The organism is Raoultibacter timonensis (assembly GCF_022845715.1).
Taxonomy (GTDB): domain Bacteria; phylum Actinomycetota; class Coriobacteriia; order Coriobacteriales; family Eggerthellaceae; genus Raoultibacter; species Raoultibacter timonensis.
This window is the reverse complement of the sequence record NZ_AP025564.1, coordinates 72,969-94,578: the sequence shown is the minus strand read 5'-3', so window position 1 is coordinate 94,578 and position 21,610 is coordinate 72,969. Positions and strand designations below refer to the sequence as shown.

The following is a 21,610-nucleotide window of genomic DNA, read 5'->3' as shown; positions in this document are numbered from 1 at the left end:
GATCGTTCGACCACAGGTACAGCGTGGGCTTGAGCACGCGCGTGCCGGTAGCGTCGACGCACTGTATCACGTAATACCTATCGGGAATCAAACGGAACTCGAAGTTGCCGGCTTCAGGATCGTTCGGAGACACGGTCGTGTACACCGCCGGGTTCCCCTCGGCATCGAGTGCGGGGTCGCTTTCGACGGTATCGGTCACCGGATCGTAAAGGTGGGCGGAAACTTCCATATCGCCCAAACGGCGCTCGGCTTTAGCCGCTCCCGTATTCATCGGATCGGGATCGTCCCAATCGATGCCCACATTGTCCAGCAAGCCGTTCACGTCATCGTCGTCTACCTCGGTTCCGTCGGCCAGCATGTCGTCGCGGTACACCGTGCCCTCGTAGGTTACCGGACGCGCAATGCCTACATCGTAGCTGGTCATACGAGCATCGTAAGCCTCATGCACCGCGTCATGCTCGCCCGCCTTGAAGGCTTCCGGGCTATAGGCGACCGGCTCGACGACGATCGGGTCGAGCGTAGTTGCGACAAGCGCGGTTTCGTCTTCGGCCGTAGCGGGATCGTCACAAATGCGGTCGAAGCCCATTCGTGTGCGCGCATCGTCGGGGCCGATCTCCTTGGTGGTCAGCGAATAATCGGCGTACTCCTTGGGGAAGGTGAACCGCAGCTTGTATTTTCCGGGTTTGAGGTTCGAGAAGATCCAGTAGCCCTTGTTGTCGTAGTAGTCGGACTCGGTGATAAACGAATACGGCTCACCGGCATCGGCGCTGATATAGCCGCCCATCTCGTTGTACGACGGGTCGCCCGTCTGCGCATCTCCGACGACCCAGCGATCCTCGTTGTTCGTCTTGTCGTCGTTGACGAGCACAGAAACCACTCCGTCTCGGTTGACGGGGTGGCCGTACTCGTTGAGGAGCTCGACCTTGACGCCGTTGATGCCGGGATCCTCCGCTTGGCCGTCGAAGTCGACATCGCGATACAGCGGCGCAGTCGCCTGGCCGTCGCCGTAAAGCCCCGTCCATAAGCCCGTCGCTTCGTCGATCGACTTGTCGGTCGAAAGGGTCCAGCGACCGTTCTCTCCCTTGTGGTAAGTCGTCTGCCTGCCGAGGGCATCGGTGGTAAGCTCTCCCTCGGTATCGTCCTGATAGGTATTCCAATCGGGATCCATCCACACATAGTCGCCGATGTAGCCGCGCTCGTCGGGAGCGTCCACGAACACGCCCGCCTCCACGTTCTCGACGGTGCGCGCGTTCGCGTCGGCCGTGGGGCCGCCTTCGTTCACCCGCTGCAGGAAGCTGTTCCATTGCACCGTCTCGGCAAGACGTGCCGCCAAATCGGGATTCAGATCGGGGTTGTCGTCGTCCAAGTTCATATCGAACACAGGATCGCCCGTCAGGTTGCCCAGGTACTTGGGCAGGTTGAGCGGCGTATGCAAGTCATAGGCCAGACGCACGTACCCCTGCGATGGGATGAACAGCTTATCGTCATCGACCTGGGCCCATACTGCTCTGATGGATTTTTTCAGTTTCTCCGCCTCGTCGGGATGCGCTTCGATATACGCCTTCAACTCGTCGAGCTCGACGAAGCCGTCGGCGCGCATCAAATCGCTCGAATCGTGATAACGGGCATTGAGCCATGCAAGCTTCTCGCTTGTAGACCCCATCGCGTAGAGCTTGGGCAGGGAGGTCTCCGTCTGGGGAACGAGTTTGTCGCCCTCGGTCTTGATGGGACCGACCCATATCTTAGCCTCGCCCTTCGCCTCGTCGAGTACGCGCCCCTCGGGTTGCGAAGAGTCGCTCGGATCAAATAAGAGCAGCTTGATGGAGTCGAGATCGTCTATCCAGCCGTTCCATTGCGAATCGCGTTCGACCGGCTCGCCCCCCGGCGAGTTGAACACTTGGGTGTCATCCTGATGAGGGAGCACGTCGAACAGCGTGGCGCGCACGTACTTCTCCGCTTTGCCCGGATCGGTACCCACGTTGTGCGTGGACGACAGATACGTGTAGTCGGTGCCCTCGGGGGCTGCCGCCGGTCCGTTGGCAGCTTTGGTGTAGAGCGTATTCACCTGAGTGGTCGAATATTTCGATTGATCGAGCGTATCGTTCGAAGCGAACCCGACGGCTGCCAACTCGGCGCGCACCATCTTCTGGTCGGTGATGCCGTCGAGGTTCACGTCGCGGGAGTCGCGGATCAGCGATATCTTGTCGGAACCGGTTTGGTTGGCGGGAACGTACGCATCGAAATTGCCTTCCTTGTAGCCATAGCCCGACGCCGTCAGAAGATCGCGGCTCACCGATGCATTGGCGTCCTCGCGGATGGGCATCATCAGCTCGATGACGACCGCCTGGCCCATTTCGAGCCTGCCTCGACGGGAATTGCCGTCGTTGTCCCGCGAGCCGGTGAAACGCCAATTCATGAATTTGCGGTTGTAGCTCGATTCGCCCGAAACCGAGCCGATCTTGTCCTCCACGAGCAAGCTACCGCCTACACGGGGATCGGTTAGCGTGATCGAGTTCTGCCCAGCCGAAAGGTTGGGAACGGGATTGCCCAGATGATCGTCCAAATCGACTACGTGGTAGGTCCACAAAGGCGTCGCATCGTCGAGGTTCTCCGCGCGCTCGGTGACGACCTGATCGGTTTCCTGCACGTAGACGGGGTTGCCGTCCTCGTCGAACACGGGATTTCCGTCCTCGTCGACCTCCTGCTTGTACACGTACTTCCCGTCGGGCCCGATGATCGGATTCCCGCTCTCGTCGGTTTCGAGCACATAGACGGGGTTGCCGTCCTCGTCGAACACGGGAACCTCTTCGACCACTGCGGTGTCCTTGTAGTCCAGGCTGAGCGGGCAGCTCGGATCGGCAGACGAAAGGTAGTCGACATATTTGAAGTTGTCTTCCGACATGGCCGTAGCGGCACCGAACCCTTCGATGAAGGGCAGTATCTCCGATATCTGCGGATTGGTGCAGAAGTCAGTCGTGCCGTCTTTGATGCCCAAGTACTTCAACTGATCGGAGCTCAGATTCGTCAGCGTCATGGTGTAGCGCATCATGCGCGACATCGAAGGGTCGATGGTCGGCGTACCGACGGACCATGCGTACTCGGTGTCGTAGGATCCCATGAAGTAAGCCTGCTGCATATCGAATTTGATATAGGGATATTCAGGATCCCGGTAGAAGCCTGCGCGAGAGCGCTCCGCTTCAGCGAATTTAGTATCATCGTAGCGGGGCACTGCGCTGACGAAGTGGTTCACATGTGCGACCGACGATGTCGGCTTCCCTGCCTCCCCGTCCCCGGAGTCGTCGCCTTGCTGACCATCGTCGGCCGATTCCGTGACATACGAACCAGCCAACCTTTCAGGCAGCTGATCGTAGAGGGCGCGGCCCTTGAGCGATTGGGTTACGGGATCCTCGATAATGAACGTGTTGCACGTTACAGCGGCGGCGTTGTCGGTTATGCCCTCGGGCATGGGGGTCTTGTTCTGGATGAGCTTGTTCCCGTGCTCATCGGTCGCATAGACGCCGTCTTCGTACTTGACCCATTCCCAACCCACATTGGCGCGATCAGGGTCGACGTCGTCCGCCTCCTGCTTGCCCTCGGTGGCCGCTATGGTGTCGGCCGACGTCCCGTCGTAGGGAGCGGCATCGATGTCGAGCCGGAAGCCATGGGGCACCGGCGTCTCGTGCGACGCCTCGTCGTCCTCGAGCGAATCGCCCGCCTTGACTACCCAGCGAATCTGGCGCACGTCGGACGTAGCTGAACCGAGGTAGGCCTCAAGGTCAATCTCATGATTGACCTTTTCGGCAACACTGTAGCCATTCGGATCGCCGATGACCACCCAAGTGCCCTGTTGCGCATCTGCGTTGTTGCCATCGTCTGCATCGTCTTCGCCGCGATAGTAATCGCGGTCCGCATCGGTTCCGGGTAGGGCGAAATTCTCGTGCGGAATATATTCGGGGCCGTTCTGCTCCTCAAAGCCGTTGGGGTGCTCGGAAGGATCGTTCGAAGCAACTCGCGCGAGCATGTATACCCGAAGCTTCGATTCTGTTTCCGCCTGCTCGTTGGGAACAGCGTCGTCTGCGGGCCTGGCTCCCTCGGCATCGGCATCGCAAGGATCTCCGTCGGCATCGACGTACTTGTCGAAACCGGCTCCCGGCACCTCCCACACGCCGGTACTCACCGTATCGACGTTAGGCTGGATTCGGCCGATGGCCATCTTCAAATCCTGGAACGGGGCATCGTAGACGCTGCCCGAACCGGTTGCCCAATAGGGAATCTGCCAATCCGCAATAAAGCTGTTGACCGCACCGCCCGTGTTGATGGCCTGCGTAATGAGGAATTCGTTCGTACCCCCCTGATGAGAATCGTCGCCAAGGTTGACGCCCGTAAAGTCGGGGTCGGCGATGAGGCGGCGCTGCATCAGCGTATCGGCCCGAATGCTCGCATTTGGGCGCTGTATTTTGAACCAACCGGCGGTAGCCGTCGAATACACGTCGTCGAACTGACCGTCGTCATCCATATCGACCTCGTCGACAACGATGTCGTCGCTCGGATCGTCTGGCGTACCGTTGTCATCGGTGTAGCCTGCCGCATCCTCGACGCGATCGTCGAACGCGAACCGGTCAACCGTCTGGTCTTTGAAATCGGTGACGCTGAGATTGTCTTCGGGCTTCGGCAGCTTGCCCTTTTCCGCCTTCGTTCCATTGTCGTAAGTATGCGTCCAGCCCTTTTCGGTTGGATCGGCACCGCCGCCCGGAAGCCATGAAAGCGTACGATCGTGACTGGTCACATACGCCTGCGAGCCCTCGCCGTCCCACGTGCGGACCTGCTCGAGCTGCTCTTTATAAGATAGGGCACTGCCGTTTTCATCAGCGGCTCCTTCAAGCGCAGTGCCTTCGCTGCCCAGGTTATCAATGCGCGTCTTGACCTTGAGCGTTACTTTGTCTCCCGCGCCGAAGTACCCGTCGGGCCGAACGCCCATCCAATACGCATGGAGCATGCTGTTGTACTTGTCGAACTCCTCGTCGGAGGCATCGTCGGGCGGTGCGAGCTCGAACACCAGTACCTCACCGCTATGGGATTTTGGCTTCGTCGTCTCATCGGGCACCGCATCGTCGGGGTCGTCCGCATCGGGCTTCGCATACCCTAATTGGGAAAAATCGTCTTCCTCCCAATTAGGCTGCGACGTGATTTCCACCGTCCATCCCTGCTCGATAAGCTGTTTGGGAGTCAGATATTCGGTCACGACGGCATCGTTGTTGTGACGGTCCTTGTGCGTGTACTCGACGTAGAAGGGGTAGTCGTCGCCCTCGTAATCGGCGAAATTGCGCACACCCGCAGCCTCGTCGGTCGGCCCGCTCGTTATCGTGCTTTCATCGTAGAAGGAAACCTGGCTGGGCAGATGCAGGGCGAACACCAGCTTGGCATGGTTGAGCGGTCCCGATTCGGAAAGCTTAGCACCTTCCTGCAGCCCGTTCACCACGCTGATCGAATACCACGGGGTGTCGTCGTACTGCCACGACTTCTCGTCGTCGCCGGTTTTACCGCCGTCGATATCGAGTACTTCGCCGTCAACCGCACCGTTGCCCGTGCTCGTCCCGGTGCCGGACGCGGCGTTCGGGTCGTCGCTCGGACGATCCGACGGTTCGACCTCGACCTCGTAGCTTGTCGTGAACGAAGGATAGCTCGAACGAATTTTCAGCGCCGAGTACGCGCCGGCATCCGTATGCGAATCGGCAGCGCCCGTCAACCGGTTGATGTACCCCTCGATTGAAGACTCAGTATCGTTTCCGTTGAGCCCCATCGTGCTCTTGGGCGATAGCGCATAGTCGGATCGGAAGGCATAGTCCTCCACTAACACGCCCTTGCCCGCACGGTCGATCGACGTCCCGTTGGCAACGTCGCTCGTGCCGAGTTCGCTATAGGTGCCGACGAACCCCGGTAAGAGATTGCTCGGCACGTTCTCGACGGTATCCTGCCCATCGTCGTAGAAATCGTACGGGATGACGCCGGGCCTGACGTACGTATGGTTCGGGTTCTCGTTGCCCGTATGGTCCGACAGATCGCTTCCGGACGAGCGATAGACGGCGACGCGCGCGTCCAGACGCTTGTCGTGGGTGCGGTCCACGTAGTAGCTGCGAAAGTTCGCAGCCGAGCAGACCTGGTACGGGTTACCCGCTATATCGGTATCCGACTTGAAGCGGAACCCGCCCATCTTGCTCGACACGTACGTGCGGATGTTCTCGTACGCCTTCTTGGTCTCCTCGTGTTCGCCCGCATCGTCCTGCTTCGGCTCGTCGTAGGAGACGATGTCAAACTTGAACGTGTCCATGCCGTTCGTCTTTATGCGCTGCTCGGTGTTATCCGTCGTAGCAGCCGCATCCATTACGTTTCGGTCGTCGACGTTTCCGTCGGCGTTGTTAAAATCGTTGCCGTTGGCGATGAAGCGCACAACGAAGCGCCACTCACTCGCACCGTCTTCGGCCTCGACCTCTTCGTAGGTCACTGTTGCAGTGAAGTCCTTGAGCTTCTGCTCGTCTGAAGCGTTGTTGCCGTTGCTCAGCTTGTCGCGGCTGTCGGCGGTGGCATCCTGGCTGTAAACCACGTTCCAATCGGCAGCCTCCATCGGCTGCTCGACGTTCTCGAGCATCGCATACGGCATTCCCGTATCGCTGCGGGCGGGAGCGATACCGTAGGGCAGCACCGTCGTGACCACGGGCAGCACCACGTCTCCCATCGATCCGCCATCGACGGAGTAGTTGTGCGAGTGGCGTTCGTAAGCGTAATAGTACTGGTCGACGGCGTACTCATCCCACCAGTAACGGTTTTCCACATGCACGTTCAGCTGTCTCCTCGACGCCTCATTGCTCATGTAGTAGTCCGAGGCGGTGCCGGTCACGCCGTCTGCGCCGACGGTATTCCACGTGCGCACGAGCGGCGTGCGCTGCATGGCCCGAGTGCCCGTCTGCGCATACAGCGCCGGTTCACCCTGGGCGTCCTCCTTGTAAGCCCCATGCCACAGGATGGGATCGTTTTCAGCCTTCTCCCCCATGGCGGCACCGTCAGTCACCACCGTGTTGTTCTGGACGGTCCAGCCGTTCACGGCCGGCATGTTGGGAGAGCCGTATGCGAAGTCCCAACCAGACGTCGAGTGACTGTTGCAGCGAAGTGACCACATGTAGTCCATTCCGTACGGCTGCATGTTTTTGTTTGCGCCCGTCGCGCTCGGACCTTCAAAATGGTCGATGTCGAGTACTTGATAGTAGGCACTCGATTTACTGGGTTCCTCGCCTGAAGCCGTATCGTCGCCCGTTGCAGCCGCATCGATGGGTCGCACCAGCACGCGGTCGTACCAACCGCCGTTCTCGTTGTTCGCGAACACATGGCTGGGAACGTCGACGTTGATCTTGTATCCGCCGTCGGCGTAGGCATCCGGGTCGGCCGAATTGGCGGCGCCGCCGTCGGCAGATCGGTAGAACCATTTGCCCAGATCCTGCTTCACGGTGATCTTGAGCACCCACGGCTGCGACGAATCGGTGTACGCCTCGCTGCGGTTGCCCTGCTCCGACGAAGCAACGCTCTCGTAGGTTGAAGACGGGTCGGACGAAAGGTCTTTCTCTGTAGTCGTCGACCCATCGCGGTAACGTGCCGGATCCTGCGAGGCGCTCGGCGCATCATAACCTTCGTACTCGCCGTAGGGGCTCTGCACGACTGCGACGTCGATGAGATCCGACGGTATGTCCGCCCAGCTTTCGTTTACAACCGGATCGCTGCTGGCACCCGAAACACCGTTGCTCGAAAGCAGCACACTTCCCCTCACGTCGATTGAGCCGTCTTCGGCGACGATCGGCTCGATGCCGCGCGGCATGATGTAGGTGTACTCGACGCCGTCCAAGGTGCGATCGCCGTAGTTCAAAGCCTGCAGTCTCGCCGTGAAATCCTGGTTGTACTGCAACGTGGTTTCATGCTGACCCCATACGACGCCTTTCTCGCCGTACTGATGGCTGTTGAACGTGCCGCTCACGTACCATCCCTCGTGCGGGTCGAGACCCGATTCGTACTGCCGCGACGATTTGTAGTTTGCAGCCTCGTCTTTCGGCACGAACTCGCTCGACGTCGCAATCCACGCCTTCTGCAGATGCACGCGCACCTGGCTCCATACGAGCGGCGCCTTCGAACCCCATCGGACGGTGTCGTCGGAAAGGTTGCCTTGAGTACGGGGCTTCGTTACGAACGTATAGTAGTCGCGGGTGTAGCGAGACGACCCCGTATTCTTATATTGGGTGTCTTTCGGAAGCTTGGAACCCGCTTCGCTCACCGTCCCCGCATACGCTTGCGGCGTGTAGCGGATGAGCTGTACGTTCCGGGCGGTCTTCACATCTTCGTCGAGGTACGTGCCGTCTTGGCCGCTTGTTCCGTAATCCGCGTAGGAACTCGCCGAAGAGCCGGGGATGTAGGTGTATGATCCGTCGAACATATCCCACAGGTCCGACTGCTCGGCCTTGTCTCCCGAAAACGCCGACTCGTGCAGGAGCGCGTCCATGTCCATAAGGGATGCTTCGTTGCCGATGCGGTATGCGCCGTCTTGGGGATCGGCCGTCGAGAACCCGTTTGTGGAAATCGGGTTGACGTTGCCGGACGCAGAACTGTAGTATTCGCCGATGCGCGGGAAGTACGCGGGCTCGGCTCCCGCCGTGCCCGTGCCGAGCGTATCGAGATCAAGGTACACCTGAGGCAGCCCGTCGATAGCGGCGCGCACGGGGAACCACAGCTCGATGGTGTCCCCCACCTCCATGCGAGTATTTTCCGGTTGCACGGTATCGACAGGGCGAAGATCCTGCTCCTCGGCCGGGACGACACTTCCTCCCTGACCCTCGGAATCCGCAACCCAGGCTATCTTCAGCAGCGTGAACTCGGTCGACTCGGAGACGCCTTCGCCGGTGGGGTCCATGTCGCTGAACGGCTTGCCCTTTTCGGCCGCGCCGGACACGTAGGTCATGGCTCCGCCGTAATCGGGCGCCATTCCCGATGCGGTTTCTACGGCGTCTTCGACCACCGACACCTCGAGGTGCATGCCGGCCGTGCGATCGGCCAGCACGTCGTTGCCGTCGCGGTTCGTCCACCGCACGCGGTTCTTGAGCTGGCCTTCCAGATACGCCGCGTCGATCTTCCCATTTGCATCGGTCTTCAGATACGACGTAGGAATACGTTCGTAGAAAACAGGGTTGTACAGCTCGCCTTCAAGGAGCAAAACGCCGTCATTCGTACTCTTCGGCACGTTCTTCAGCGTATCCTTGTACCAGAACAGCTCACCGGGAACATACCCCAGCTTCTGATCGGCATTCGCGTCATAATCGGCCGATGCGATGTCTTCGGTTTGGAACACCTGGTTCTGGAACTGCATGACCGGCGAGCGGCGGTAGACCGTCTTCGTCGTCGAACGGCCCTCGTCCTGCTTGGTCAGCCATGTGCCGTGAACAACCGGCGAGGCGGTGACGGGGCCTGCGCCCGCCTCAGTGAAGTCGAGTTTGGTCGCTTCGTTATGGCGGTGGGTGTAAGCGATATCGACCTGCACCTTCCCCGTCCAATAAACCGGCTGGGCGCTCAAAGCGGCGTCGGGGTCGCGAACGTCTTGGTAGCGCCCCACTCCGATCAACGCCACGTCGTCGAACGCGAACGCGGTCTTGCCATCGGAGGTTGCCGGAACATCGTAATACGTCCAGCGCACACCCGTGACTTCGCGGAACACGCTCCCGTTGGCCGTATGCCCCTCGGGCGTTTTGTCGGGATCGGCCGACCCGTAGATCGCCTCGAGATCCGCATAGGACACCCATGCGCCAACCCCGTCGTCCCGCGTCGGATCGTAGTACTCGACCTTGATGTCGGGGCGGCCGGGGTTCGCAGGATCGGGCCCCGCGATGCTTTCGGGCATGGTCGGAGGATACGAAAGGGCGACGGGATCGCCCCGATCGTCGGTTTTGACCGTCGTCGTGCTCTCTGCCAGCCGAGGGACGTCGATCAGCTCGAACACCCGTTTTCCCGAGGGGTTGCCCGCAGCATCGACCGCATCGGTGAACGCGACCGACGCCGTCACGTCCTCGGCATGCCACGTCGGGTTCTTTATGTTCCCGACCGTCAGCTGCATCGGATTGCCGTCGTCGACAGAGATCGCGCCCGTCGAAGGCTTTTTCGCTGTGAACTCGGCACTCAACGTTACGTCGTTGTAATGGTTTCCACCACCTGCATAGTCGCTGAGGTGGTTGTAGAAGCGTACCGAAGCGTAGTCCTGGGCGCCGAACTGCCTCTTCGCGGATCCATTTGCAGACTCTTCGAAGCGAACGGCTTTGTCGGCGGCGCGATTATACGCGATGTCATTTGTCCCGTATCCCGTATCGTTCGAATAAGCGAAAACGCCGTTTCCGCCAGTCAAGCTCGTTCCGCTGAACTGGTCGGTAATACGATGCTGCACGAAATCGTGCTTCGGCGCAGCCGCTGCATAGAAATCGGAGCGGACGCTCTGACCGCGGTACGAGGGCACATCACCCGTCCCGTTGAACGCCTGGTTCTCCGTCGTGCTGTAGCCCGCTTTCGTTTCGAGCTCATCGGTCATCTGCGTGATGACGCGTAGGTAGACACCCGTTCCCGCCTGGATCTGCGTCGCATCTGGGTCGAGGCGCACACCGTCCGCGCCGACGGCGTCTTCGCCGAGAGAGAACACGAGATTGCGGTTCTGCTCGTACGCCTCCACTTTGCCCGCCGCAGCCGCAACGATGGATTCGACGGTCCCCGAATCGAGCTCGGCGGAGGCGCCGAGCGCTGCAGCAGTCGCATCGAGAGCTGCGGACGCTCGCGCAATCGGAGCAATCGACTGGTCGGTCACGAGCGAGAGGTCCGTCTCTGCATCGGCATCCCGAGAAACGCTGCCGTCTTCGTTCGTGATCTTTGCGCTCACCGCCAGCCCAGTGGTGTTGCGTTCGATCCATTCGCCTCCCGGCGTCTTCTCTTTGGCTACCTCCCATCCGACGATGCGCTGTCCGGGGTGCGTCTCGAACCGCGCGTCAACGTGCTCGAGAGGCAGGGCGGATCCCTCGTCAGCACCCACGTACAGCAGATACTCCACATAGTCGCCCGCGTACAGTTCGCCGTCGGGAATGTTGCTCCCTGCCCCCGAAAGGGGATCGTAGCTCATCGGCGACGTTACGGATCGGTCGTCGCAATCGTAGGCGAACGCTGTCGACGGCGCGCCGTTCAGCTCGACTTCCCTACCACGCTCGACCGACGTCTCCATGACGCCGAGAAGATGGCTCAGCACGTACGCCGCCCGCGAGTCGGCATGCCTCACCGTCAGGCTGCCGTGGTTGGGGTCTTTCGTTTCGACTTCCGAAACACCCATGGAGTTGGCGAAGGTTCCCTCGGGAAACGCGTTGCCCTGCTTACCGAAGGTCGGCGTCGACCTGCCGTTCCAAACGTCCGCCTCGAAATCCTCTTCCGTCCGATCGACGTATACGCCCTCGTAAGCAAACGCATATCCGTCCGCGTTACGGTCGGCGGCGAGATATTGGCCCGAATCAAGCATAGTTTCGGGCTTTTCGCGATCGGCGGTCGGCGAGTCAAAATCGAGCTGGATGGATCCGACGTGAGCCTTGGCATAGGTGAGATCCACATTAGGGTCGCCGGCAAAGCCGTTTGCATCGAGCGTGTTCGTGGTTGTCAGACCGCGATACGTTGTAGTGAGTTCGGGATGGTCTCTCAGATACTTCTCCACATCGACAACGTAGTTTCCTTGGGCGTTCGGCTGATCGGACACGATGCCCCAAGCGGCCATCTCGTCCCACGTGCCCGACACGACCGTGCCGTTGGCCGTCAAGGAGAATCTGGCCACGCGGAACCAATCGTCCTTGCATTCCGCATCGCCCGGCACAAGCTGCCGGGGCACGTACACCTTCTGTAAGCGGAACTGGTCCGCCATCGTCGACGAGAGGTTCACATGGCTGATATGGGTGGCTCGGCTCACGTCGTCGACACCGGGGTTGCCATCGTCGATGTTCCAGAACCTCACCTCGAACGCAGCGGTGCTCGGTGTATTGTTGTCGGGCTGATAGTCGCGCAACGCGATGTCCGCACTCTGATCGCCCGCGCCCTGAGCATCCACCGCCTGAAGGCTGTAGTTGTAGCCGTAGGGGATGAGGTATCCGAGGTAATGCGCCTGGTCGTCTGCAGTGTCCGTAAGCCTTGAACCGGTGTAGCGATCAGACGATTTTATCTCCGTGTCGGGCGCATGGTACTGATAGCTGCGTGCCGCCATCGTGTTGGTGGCGTCGGCTATATCGCTTGTCGATCCGGTGATGGGATTCTTCTGGCCGCGATAGACGTACGGGCGGCCAAGCACGTACAAGTCAGGATCCGCGCTGGTTCCATCGAAATCCGGCGTATGGACTCGGGGGGTCTCGGACGTGACGTCGGCGCTGCCGCCGTACCGACCGAGATCGATGACGTAGCTGTCCACAAATTCGTTTTCTTTCAAGCTGACAACGACCGGTTTGCCGCCGTTCGCTTCGTACTGCACGATCTCCGCCGCTGCGTTCTCGCCGGAGCGCTCGAATTTTATCGCAGGATCCGTATTCGAACCCTTGTTGGCGAACAGGTAGTTCAGACCCTGCTCGCCGACCTTCGTCTCGGTGCCGTCCGCCGCACGCTGGTACATGCCGTCGGCGCGCAGTACGAACGTCCGGGCTCCCGTTGCGTCCGCTTGGTACGTGCCGTCGCCCTTCGAGACCCACTGCTCGGTAACGAGGGTGATCGACGCATCGGGGTATTCGCTCGTATCGAGATGGTCGTACACCCCCGATCCGCCGACGATCTGCATACCGGTAGTCAAGAACCCGTAGTATCCCAGGTCGTCGTAGGGGAAGCATACGGGAAGCGTATCGCCCAGCGTAATGCGGTCTGCGAACGAAACGCGGCCGGCCGGCCAGTTGCCGTACGAGGACCCCGTGCTGCTCTTTCGGTAAAGCGACACCCAGAACTTCTGATCGCTCGCGAACCGAACGCTCGTATCACCGTCATTGCCGACCACGAGTCCGCTGCTCACGCCTTTGCGCGTATAGTTGCCGTCGCTGACCACCTCCGCTCGCGCGATCGTCTTCAGATGGCGCATCTGCGCTTCGTGGTGCGCGTGTCCGACGCTGGAATACACTGCATGGTAGTTCTGGTACGCCCATCCCTCGCGATCGCGGTTGGCGTTGTTCGGGTCGGCGTCATTGTAGCGCACTACCGCTTTGTGGCCCGCGCGCATGTTGCCTGAGTAGTCCCCGCCGACCTGCATGGTAACGTCGGTCTCTGCGGCGATAGTGCCGGATTCTCTGTAGAAGCGGCCTGTGACCTCGAACGCCATGTTGTCGATCCAGCTTTTGGCATCCTTGTTGTCGCTTCCATACCAGGTGCCGTAATCGGGCACGCCCGCCGCAGAGCCCTCCTGCTCGCTCGCGTCGAAGGTTCCGTCGGCGAAGCGGTTCTCGCCCGAAGCGTACTGGCTCTGGTTGATGCCCAGTTCGTACACGACGCTCGTCACCAGATCGCCCGTCGTGGGATCTGACGGGTCGGCGTAGTCGTCGAACGGGTCCTTGTAGGCGTAAGCAGAGCCGTTCGCCGTTCCGTAATCGGGAATGCGTGATCCGTCAGCGCCTTTGTTGAGCAGGTTGACGCGGAAGTACTTCTGCCCGTCGATATCGTCCTGCAGCGACTCTGCAGAGCCGTCCGCGTAGCTTCGAATGGTCGCCTCGTCAACGATCATCGAGGAGCCGTCCGCGTAGTTGACCGTAATCCCCTTCAGATAGGGCACTGCAGCGGAACGAACCTTGATGTAGTACGCATCGAAATACTCGTTCGGAAGCGTCTGGGTCATGCGCAGGCGCGCACCGCTGTTGTAGGTCTTCGACCCGATAGTTTCCCAATGGGCGCGGGCGTACCCTTGCTCCGTATCGCACGTCCATTCGGGGAGCATCTGGTTCGGATCGTTGAGCACTTGGCGGAAATCGGCCAGAAACGACCCCTCCGCCTTGTACCCCACTTCGATCGCGGTGTCATCCTCGCGGGAGGCAACGTAGGTATCGCCGCCGTGGTGGGTGTCGTAGGGACCCGTGGTGTATCCGTCGAAGCGGTTCGCTCCGCCGTCGTAGTATGCAGATCTGCTTACGGCATCGAAGTACATTTTGCTGATGTAAACGGTCGAGCTATCGTTGCGCAACACCGTGTAGCCGTCACCGCTCGGTGTGAACGCGCGGAAGCCCTCGAGATGGTTGGCCGACGTTGCGCTGAACACGTCCTCATCGTTGAAATCGGAGTCTTCGTATCCGTTGAACACGACGTTCTGGTTTTCCGCACCCTCAGCAGAAGCATCCTCTTCCATGTTCTTCCATGAACGAAGCTCACCGCTCGCGAGGTACCCGATCCCCAGATCGATCATCTGCTCTTCAGTGATAGACCAGCTGCCGTCGTCGGACACCGGGTAAACCTTGCTCGGATCGTCGGCGTCGTAAAACGCCGTGGGAACCGAAGGGGCCTCCGCCGTACCCGGCACGTAAGAGGCGTCGGGTGTGAGCGTTTTCGTGATCTTCTGGGCCGCGCCGTCGGCGTCGGGCGCATAGCCAACGAGCACGATATCGCCGACCGCTCCCGTATCGAATACGTCGAAAATCGGTTTTTCCACCGTCATTTTGGTTACGTGGAACCCGGTCCAAGCGCTGGATTCTGTGCCTTGGCCGTCTTGACGGATGCCCGTTTCCCATGCAAGCGGAATGCTCGCCGCAAGATCGATATCGTCGAGACGCGACACCGAACGCTCGTTTCTGATGTTCGCCCACAGTACGAAATCCCTGTCGTAGGGAACTGTAGTAACCGTCCTGTTCCCGTCCGAATTGCCCGAGGCGCCGTCGGACGACTCCGTGTAATCGCTTTCGGCGTATTGCCCGTATGTATGGAGCTCTAGCGCTGGGCGCATAACGCTCAGGTCGGCTTTATCGCTGTAGGAAAAAGCGGTGTCGTACGCTCCGTGCTGCGCAATGGCCTCGGTTGCCCGCAGATAGCTGCTGCCGGTGTTGTACCAGTTGCTCTGCCCGGTCACCGTGATGCCAAGCACTTTGCCAGCCGAGGCAGGGTCGATCTCGCTGTAGACAATCTCGATTTTCTTCAAGTAGAGATCGGCGAAGGAGGCGAAGGGGCCCGAAGTCAGATCGACCGTACGCGAGCCGTCGTCGTTTACCTCCCATGAGGTGCCGTCGCTCGCCGCAATGGTCACATCAGGAAGAGCCGCTGTACTTCCGTCAGCGCGCATAAAATAGAAGCGCACCGCCTTCATGCCGGTTTTACCCGTTTCCGTATCGGTCCCGAGAGAGAACAACCCGGCGTCGAAATCGACCGTGCCAGCTTTGAAGCCCCGAACGCCGTCGGATCCTGTCAACTTGTTGCTCACGCTGTCCAAGCTGAGCGTTACGGTCGCTTCGTCAGAGCGGGAGAGGCCGGCGTTCGACAGGGAGAAGCGGTACCCTACGCCCGAAGCCTTGTTCGCAACCTCCAAGGGATCCCCCAAAGTGGGATCGTCCTTCGTAACGGGGCGGACGGCCGCAGGCTTGAACGCGTTGCCGACTACCGCAGCCTTGAACGTCCCGACGGGCATGTAGGCCGATGCCGTGCGCTCGATGCCCGCTCCGTACATATCCGTCAGCGGATAGAAGTGGGCGGATGCCGGGGTACGGTTTACAAACGAGTGCGCATTGCCGGAAACGACGGTACCATGCGTGTCGGCGCTGCCGTACACCCTGAGGACCATGCTGCTTCCATTGGCATCGGTTGATTGCGGGCGAAGGTGGTCGTAGCGAACCCGCACGGATTTGACAGGCCCGACATCGGCCCACTCCGATTCGGGAACGCTCAGCACCCCGTCCGCTCCGATGAACGCCCTGAGCTCGTCCATACTCCAGCTTTTCGCCGGCGCGGGATCCGCAGCTTGATCCCCGGTTATCGTTTGCCCATAGTCGTACAAATCAATACCCGAAAGGACTCCCGACGCATGGCTTCCATCGTCGGACGTAAAACCTGCTATTTCAATCCGCCGGGGCACAAAGCCGCGCTCAACGCCATCCGGCTCAACCGTTACCTCGTCAAGCGACGCATCGAGGTTGACCCCATCGGCAGAAGAATCCGATTCGTTTTGCAGCTTGAAATCGAACCAGGTTTTTTCGCCAATGCCATCGCCCCAGCGATACGGTACCGCCGTATTGGTCGACACCGCTCCCTCGTAATCCTCCCAGCCGTAAGAAATATCCAGCTTCGGCTCTATGGTAACGACGTTCAAGTATGCTGTGCCAGAAGCGGATACGTTCCAATCGCTGTTCTCGTAATCCGTCGAGAACAGCGCCGTCAGCGGCAGCTTCTGCACGACGGTCGGTGCGCCGAACACGTCGACGTAGGCGTCGGGCGACGCGTCGCGGCTCCCCTTGTACGAGGCCATGTCGATGCGCAGGTCCGAGAAGTACCCGCCGTCCCACGCCGATGCCGGGACGACCGCGTTGCCCGAAGCCGGATCGACGTAGGAGAGCAGCTCGTCTCCCGTAAGCGTAAGAGTCGAGGGGTCTTGGGAACCCTGCTTGTAATAGACGACGGTCGCCTGTCGTATGTCGGCGTTTTCGAGCAGGCCCTTGCTTATCGATACGTGCGAGGCGTTGAAGCCCCGATTGGCTTCACCGTCTGGCTGCCGCAGCATCGGACCGACCGCCAAGTAAGCGGGCACCATAGCCGTTTCGTTGTTGTTGTAAACGTCGAAACGCCACCCGGAGAGCCGCTCGTTGAGAGGCGCCTCGGTAGTATTCTGCTTTTCAACCGACTCGTCTGCAGGACCTGAAGCATCTGTGTAGGAGCTCGCCACCACCGTAGGCGGCTTGATGGTAACGACGTCCAGATACGCGGTTCCGGCCGCTGATACGTTCCAATCGCTGTTTTCGTAGTTCGTCGAAAACTCTGCCGTCAGCGGCAGCTTCTGAAGGATGTTCGGCGTGCCGAACACGTCGACGTAGGCGTCGGGCGACGCGTCGAGGCTCCCCTTGTACGAGGCCATGTCGATGCGCAGGCCGGAGAAGTACCCGCCGTCCCATGCCGATGCCGGGACGACCGCGTTGCCCGAAGCCGGATCGACGTAGGAGAGCAGCTGCTGATTGGAAAGCGAAACGGTGGAGGGAACTTTGGCTCCGCGTCTGTAGTAGGTGATGGTTGCACGCTGTATGTCGGCGTTCTCGAGCAATCCTTTGCTAATCGTCGCATGCGAGACGTCGAAGCCTCGGTGAACAAGATCGTCTCCCGTCTGGCGTTGCATCGGACCGACTGTCAGATAGGCGGGTTCCATCATCGAGGGGCTGCCGTTCGAGATGTCGAATCGCCATCCGGAGAGGTGTTCGTTTAAAAGCGCTTCCGTGGTGTTTCTCTTCACGACCTCCTCGTCCGCTGGGCCCGAAGCGTTCGTGTAGGTGTTCGCTGACACGACGGGTTCAACGGGACCGATCGGCTTCAGGGTCGCCGACGCCTCCGTGCCCAAGGTCAGCTTGGTCTCGTAATGCGATTCGGCACCAGAGGTGTCGCCGGCGTGGATCCAGCGCTTTTCTCCGAACTCGACCTGCACGCTGTTCGGATACGTTTGAAGATCGCTCGGCGCACCGGGCGACATCATAATTCCGTTTACCCGAATCGACCCGGGGATATCCGTTTCTTTGGGAAGCCGGTTTTTGAACAGAATGCGGAACTTGCCCGTAAACGTGCGGATCGGGGCCGAACTATATTTCTTGTTCTGAACGGCGGCGATGCCCCTTGCTTCCAGCATTTCGGCGATGCCTGAGGCGCGATCCTCACCGCCGATGCGCCACGTTACCATACCGGCTGAAGGATCGGGCGTTACGCGCGAGGGCAACCCCAAGCTCTCCCAACTTGTGGTCCCATCCCCATTGTCGATTTCGAACTGGACGACTTCGCTCTCTTCGTCGTACCAATCGGATAACGCAGGTTGCGCTGCGTCAGGATCGGCAGCCGATTCGTCGGGTAAGCTTATCTCGATGTTGCAGAGCTGGTAGTCGTCGGGAAGTGCGTCGACCATCGCCGCTCCGTACGACGTCGAGGAATCGACACCGAAGATCGGCATGTTGCCGACCGTTTTCATGTTGTTGATAACGTAGCCACTCATGTATCCTAAGCGATCGCTACCGGTGGGACGCAAAGCGAAGTTGCTGTTGCGATCGATCGCCCATTTATCCTGCTCGAAGCCAGCTTTCGGATCCAGGAAGTTTGACGTCGTGGTTTGGCGCTGCGACCAGCTGTAGTCGTTCTCGCCTCGCTTGCCGAAGTATACGGTCGATTCGGTTACCAAGCTTGCCTGTTCGTATTCTTTCTCGCCCGTCGAGGGGTTGGTCCAGTAGGGAATGTTGGTCGTATAGGGGATCGCGATGATTGTCGTGTGAGAATCGCGATTATCGGGATGCTCTTCTGTTTTTGGGATAAGGTTGCCCGACGGGTCGTTCGGATCGGTAGACCCGATACGGAAGGTGAACTGCCCGTCTTGCCCGCCAGTCATGTACGACAGGGGAGACAGGCCGAGCTCTTCGGCGTTGGAGAAGCTCTCGAGATCGAGTTTCTCATAATCTTCGTCTACCCATCCAGTAGTATCGTAAACCAGAACACCGCCCTCTTTGGGTTTGCCGATATACGTTTTCCCTTTTGCACCAAAATCTTCGTTGGGAACCACACTGCCGTCGGGCAGAACCTCCCAAGCAAGCAGATCTTCCTGCGTAAGGCCCCAGCCTAGACTCGGCAGCTCGCTGCTCGGGCGGAAGAAGTACCCGAAGTAGTCGATGATGCTGTCCTCCGTAGTGGAGGTGTTGCTCGTGGTGACCTTGTACACCATGTAGTTGTACCGATCCCACAGAACCGGCTCGGATATGCACTCGACTTCGGTCCCCCAAGTAAGGTTCGTCTTTATGAAGGTGGCCGTGCGCCATGTGGTTTCGCCCATAGTACCGGGGTCGATGACGACATTACCCGTCGATTCGATGCCTGCGGCGTCGGTGTAGCTGGTAAAGCTCGCACCTAGCTTCACCGTCGCGCCCGTGTTCTCGGGAATCTGGCCGCGGAAGGAAACGGGGAACTTCGGCACATCGTAACCTGGCGCAAGCTGGTAGCGCCCGTTTGTACCAGCGTACTTCAGTGTGAAGGTGCCGACCAGGCCGTCAGGATAGTACTGCGCATAATTGCCTGCGGTTATCTTTCGGTTGTACTGGTCGTACACCTCCCATTTGGTGAATACGTCGGCAGACGGATTGAGCGACAGGAACATGTCGTTGCCCGAGGAGTTGCTGATCGGGTTCTCCTGCTTCTTCTGCACCCATTCGGCATAGGTGTACACCTCTTGAACGGCCCCTGTTGCATCCTCGATGTAGAGATAAGGCACAAGCAGCTTGAACACCGGAGCCTTGGCGGGATCGCCGCCCAGGTAACCGTCGACGAACCCGAATTGCGCTTGCAGCGAAAGGGTCGTGGTATCCCCGTCCTTTATGAGCCACGTGTTGCCGTCCATGGGCTTTTCGCCGGGTCCTTTGTCAACCTGCAAGTACGGATCGAGGAGCGTCGCATCGAAAGCGGCCCTGACGAGAGGCAGATTCGTCGGAAGCTCCAGCTTATCGGATTTCTCGACGGGACCGAGGGGCGGAAGGGGATCGTCTTCGTCGCTCTCGGATCCCTCGCTTCCATCGGACTCCGGCTCGTCAGGCTCCTCGGCACCTTCGGCTGCCTCGGCGAACGTCGGCTTTTCCTCGAACAGCTGAGACAGCGTCTCCCCGGCAGACCCGAACGCAGCGCTCGCCAGAATCGATACGTCCACCGGCCCCCACGTGCCGTCTGAAGCTCGGTCGAGCGCATCGGCGGCATAGGGCAGCGCCACGTAGACAGCGCGCGCGGCGCCGGATTCCGCACCCGAACCGATTATGCTCAAGGTTCCGTCGGGAGACACCTCGTAGGCCATCGGTTCGAGCCCGAAAACCTCAAGAGAGGACTCATCAGCAGGATCGATGGAGGCGATCTGCTCGGTCGAAAGCCCTGTGACGTCGAGGACGATAGCCCCGCCCTGCCCGGGCACGCCGACGAAACGGCGTCCCTCAAGAGCCGAAGAGGACATATCCCCGGTATCGTTTTTCACCGGATCGCCGCCGTCGGACGATGCGTAGAACGCTGCGAGAGCCGAAACGGGCACGCCGAAACGATCGGTGCAATCGGCCCAAGCGGACACGGCAATCGCCAGATCCGATGCCGCGGAAGCCCCGCTGGGCACCGAAAGGTTTACCACATACGACAGCCATCCGCCGTCATCCGACATCACAGGCTCGGATGCTTTCGACACGGAAAACGAGGCTTCGGCGGACGGTTCTTCGTTGATCAAGGCAATCGTTTCCGATCCGGATACAGACCCGTCCTCGAACGCACCGGCTTCGCTCGAATATCCGCGGGCTTCAAAGGATGCCGTTATGTCGGCACGGATGCCCGAGGGAGCATCACCGCTGATTGCAGCCTTGAATCGAGGCAGATCGGTGCCGCCGTCGAGAGTGTCTTCCTCCAAACGGAAGACGATGCGGCCCGAAAGACCCTCGCGCAGCTCGGCAGCGGTGCGCTTGAGGTAGCGCCCGCCGTGCTCCGTCCACACTGTCCAGCCCGCCGGGAGGTCTTCCGACGAAAGGATTGCGCGAATCCCCTTCTCTTCGCCGCCTTCGGCTTTCCATTCCTCGGCGGAAAGCGTAGCGACAACCGATCCGTCGGACTTCTGTATCATATAGGGAGCGTCGAGCGACATCACAACGGTTCCGACCCCACTGCCGAGCGACCCGCCCGCAAGCGTGGTGCCTAGATTGCCAAGCGTCGGCACCGCACCCAGAGGGCATCCCTGCACGAGGTACGCCCCCGATAAGCTATCGAAAGACGCACCGAAGAGCGTTAGGGAGAAGGCCGCACGCGACGACAAATCGGCGTTCCCTGCTTCGCCCTGGGGCAGCACCTCGGATGCTTCGACCAAACCTTCGGGTAGAAAATCATCGGGGTCGACAGGCTCGTCAACGGGAGCGTCGTCCCGATCGGCATCCGAAGAGAAGTCCTCCCCGACGCTTTCGGAAAGCGCTTCCCCGCCTGGATTCGGATCGATCGTACCGTCAGCGGATCCCCCATCGCCATCCGGCAATGCGCCGCCGCTCGGATCACCGGACTCGACTGTGCCGTCGCCGCCCCCTATGGGCGGATTCTCTTCCGTTTCCGGAGCCGAGCCTTCCTGGGACGGATCCTCTTCAGCGGCGGAGTCGCTCTCGCTAATAGCTTCTTGAGTTTCCCCTATCGTCGTTGCACCGTCTTCGGCAAAGGCCGAAGCGATGCCGGAAACGTCGAACATCGTCGTCGTCAAGACAACGGATAACAACACCGATAAGCAGCGAACCCATTGCTTCGACCTGAACGACGGCGCACTCGGATCCGTCGAAAACTCGCTATCTTCCGATCGATCGACAATCGTAGCGGTCGGTCCCTTTTTGCCGGCCTGCATCAT

Annotated in this window: 1 protein-coding gene (running past one end of the window); it reads right to left on the bottom strand. The window is 60.0% G+C overall.

Going from position 1 to position 21,610, the window contains the following annotated elements:
• Window positions 1-21,610 carry the 5' portion of an SdrD B-like domain-containing protein gene (locus tag MWL89_RS00315; RefSeq protein ID WP_244387518.1) on the bottom strand. It extends 5,435 nt beyond the left edge of the window, so only the first 21,610 of its 27,045 coding nucleotides appear in the window; the start codon lies at window positions 21,608-21,610; its stop codon lies off the left edge, out of view.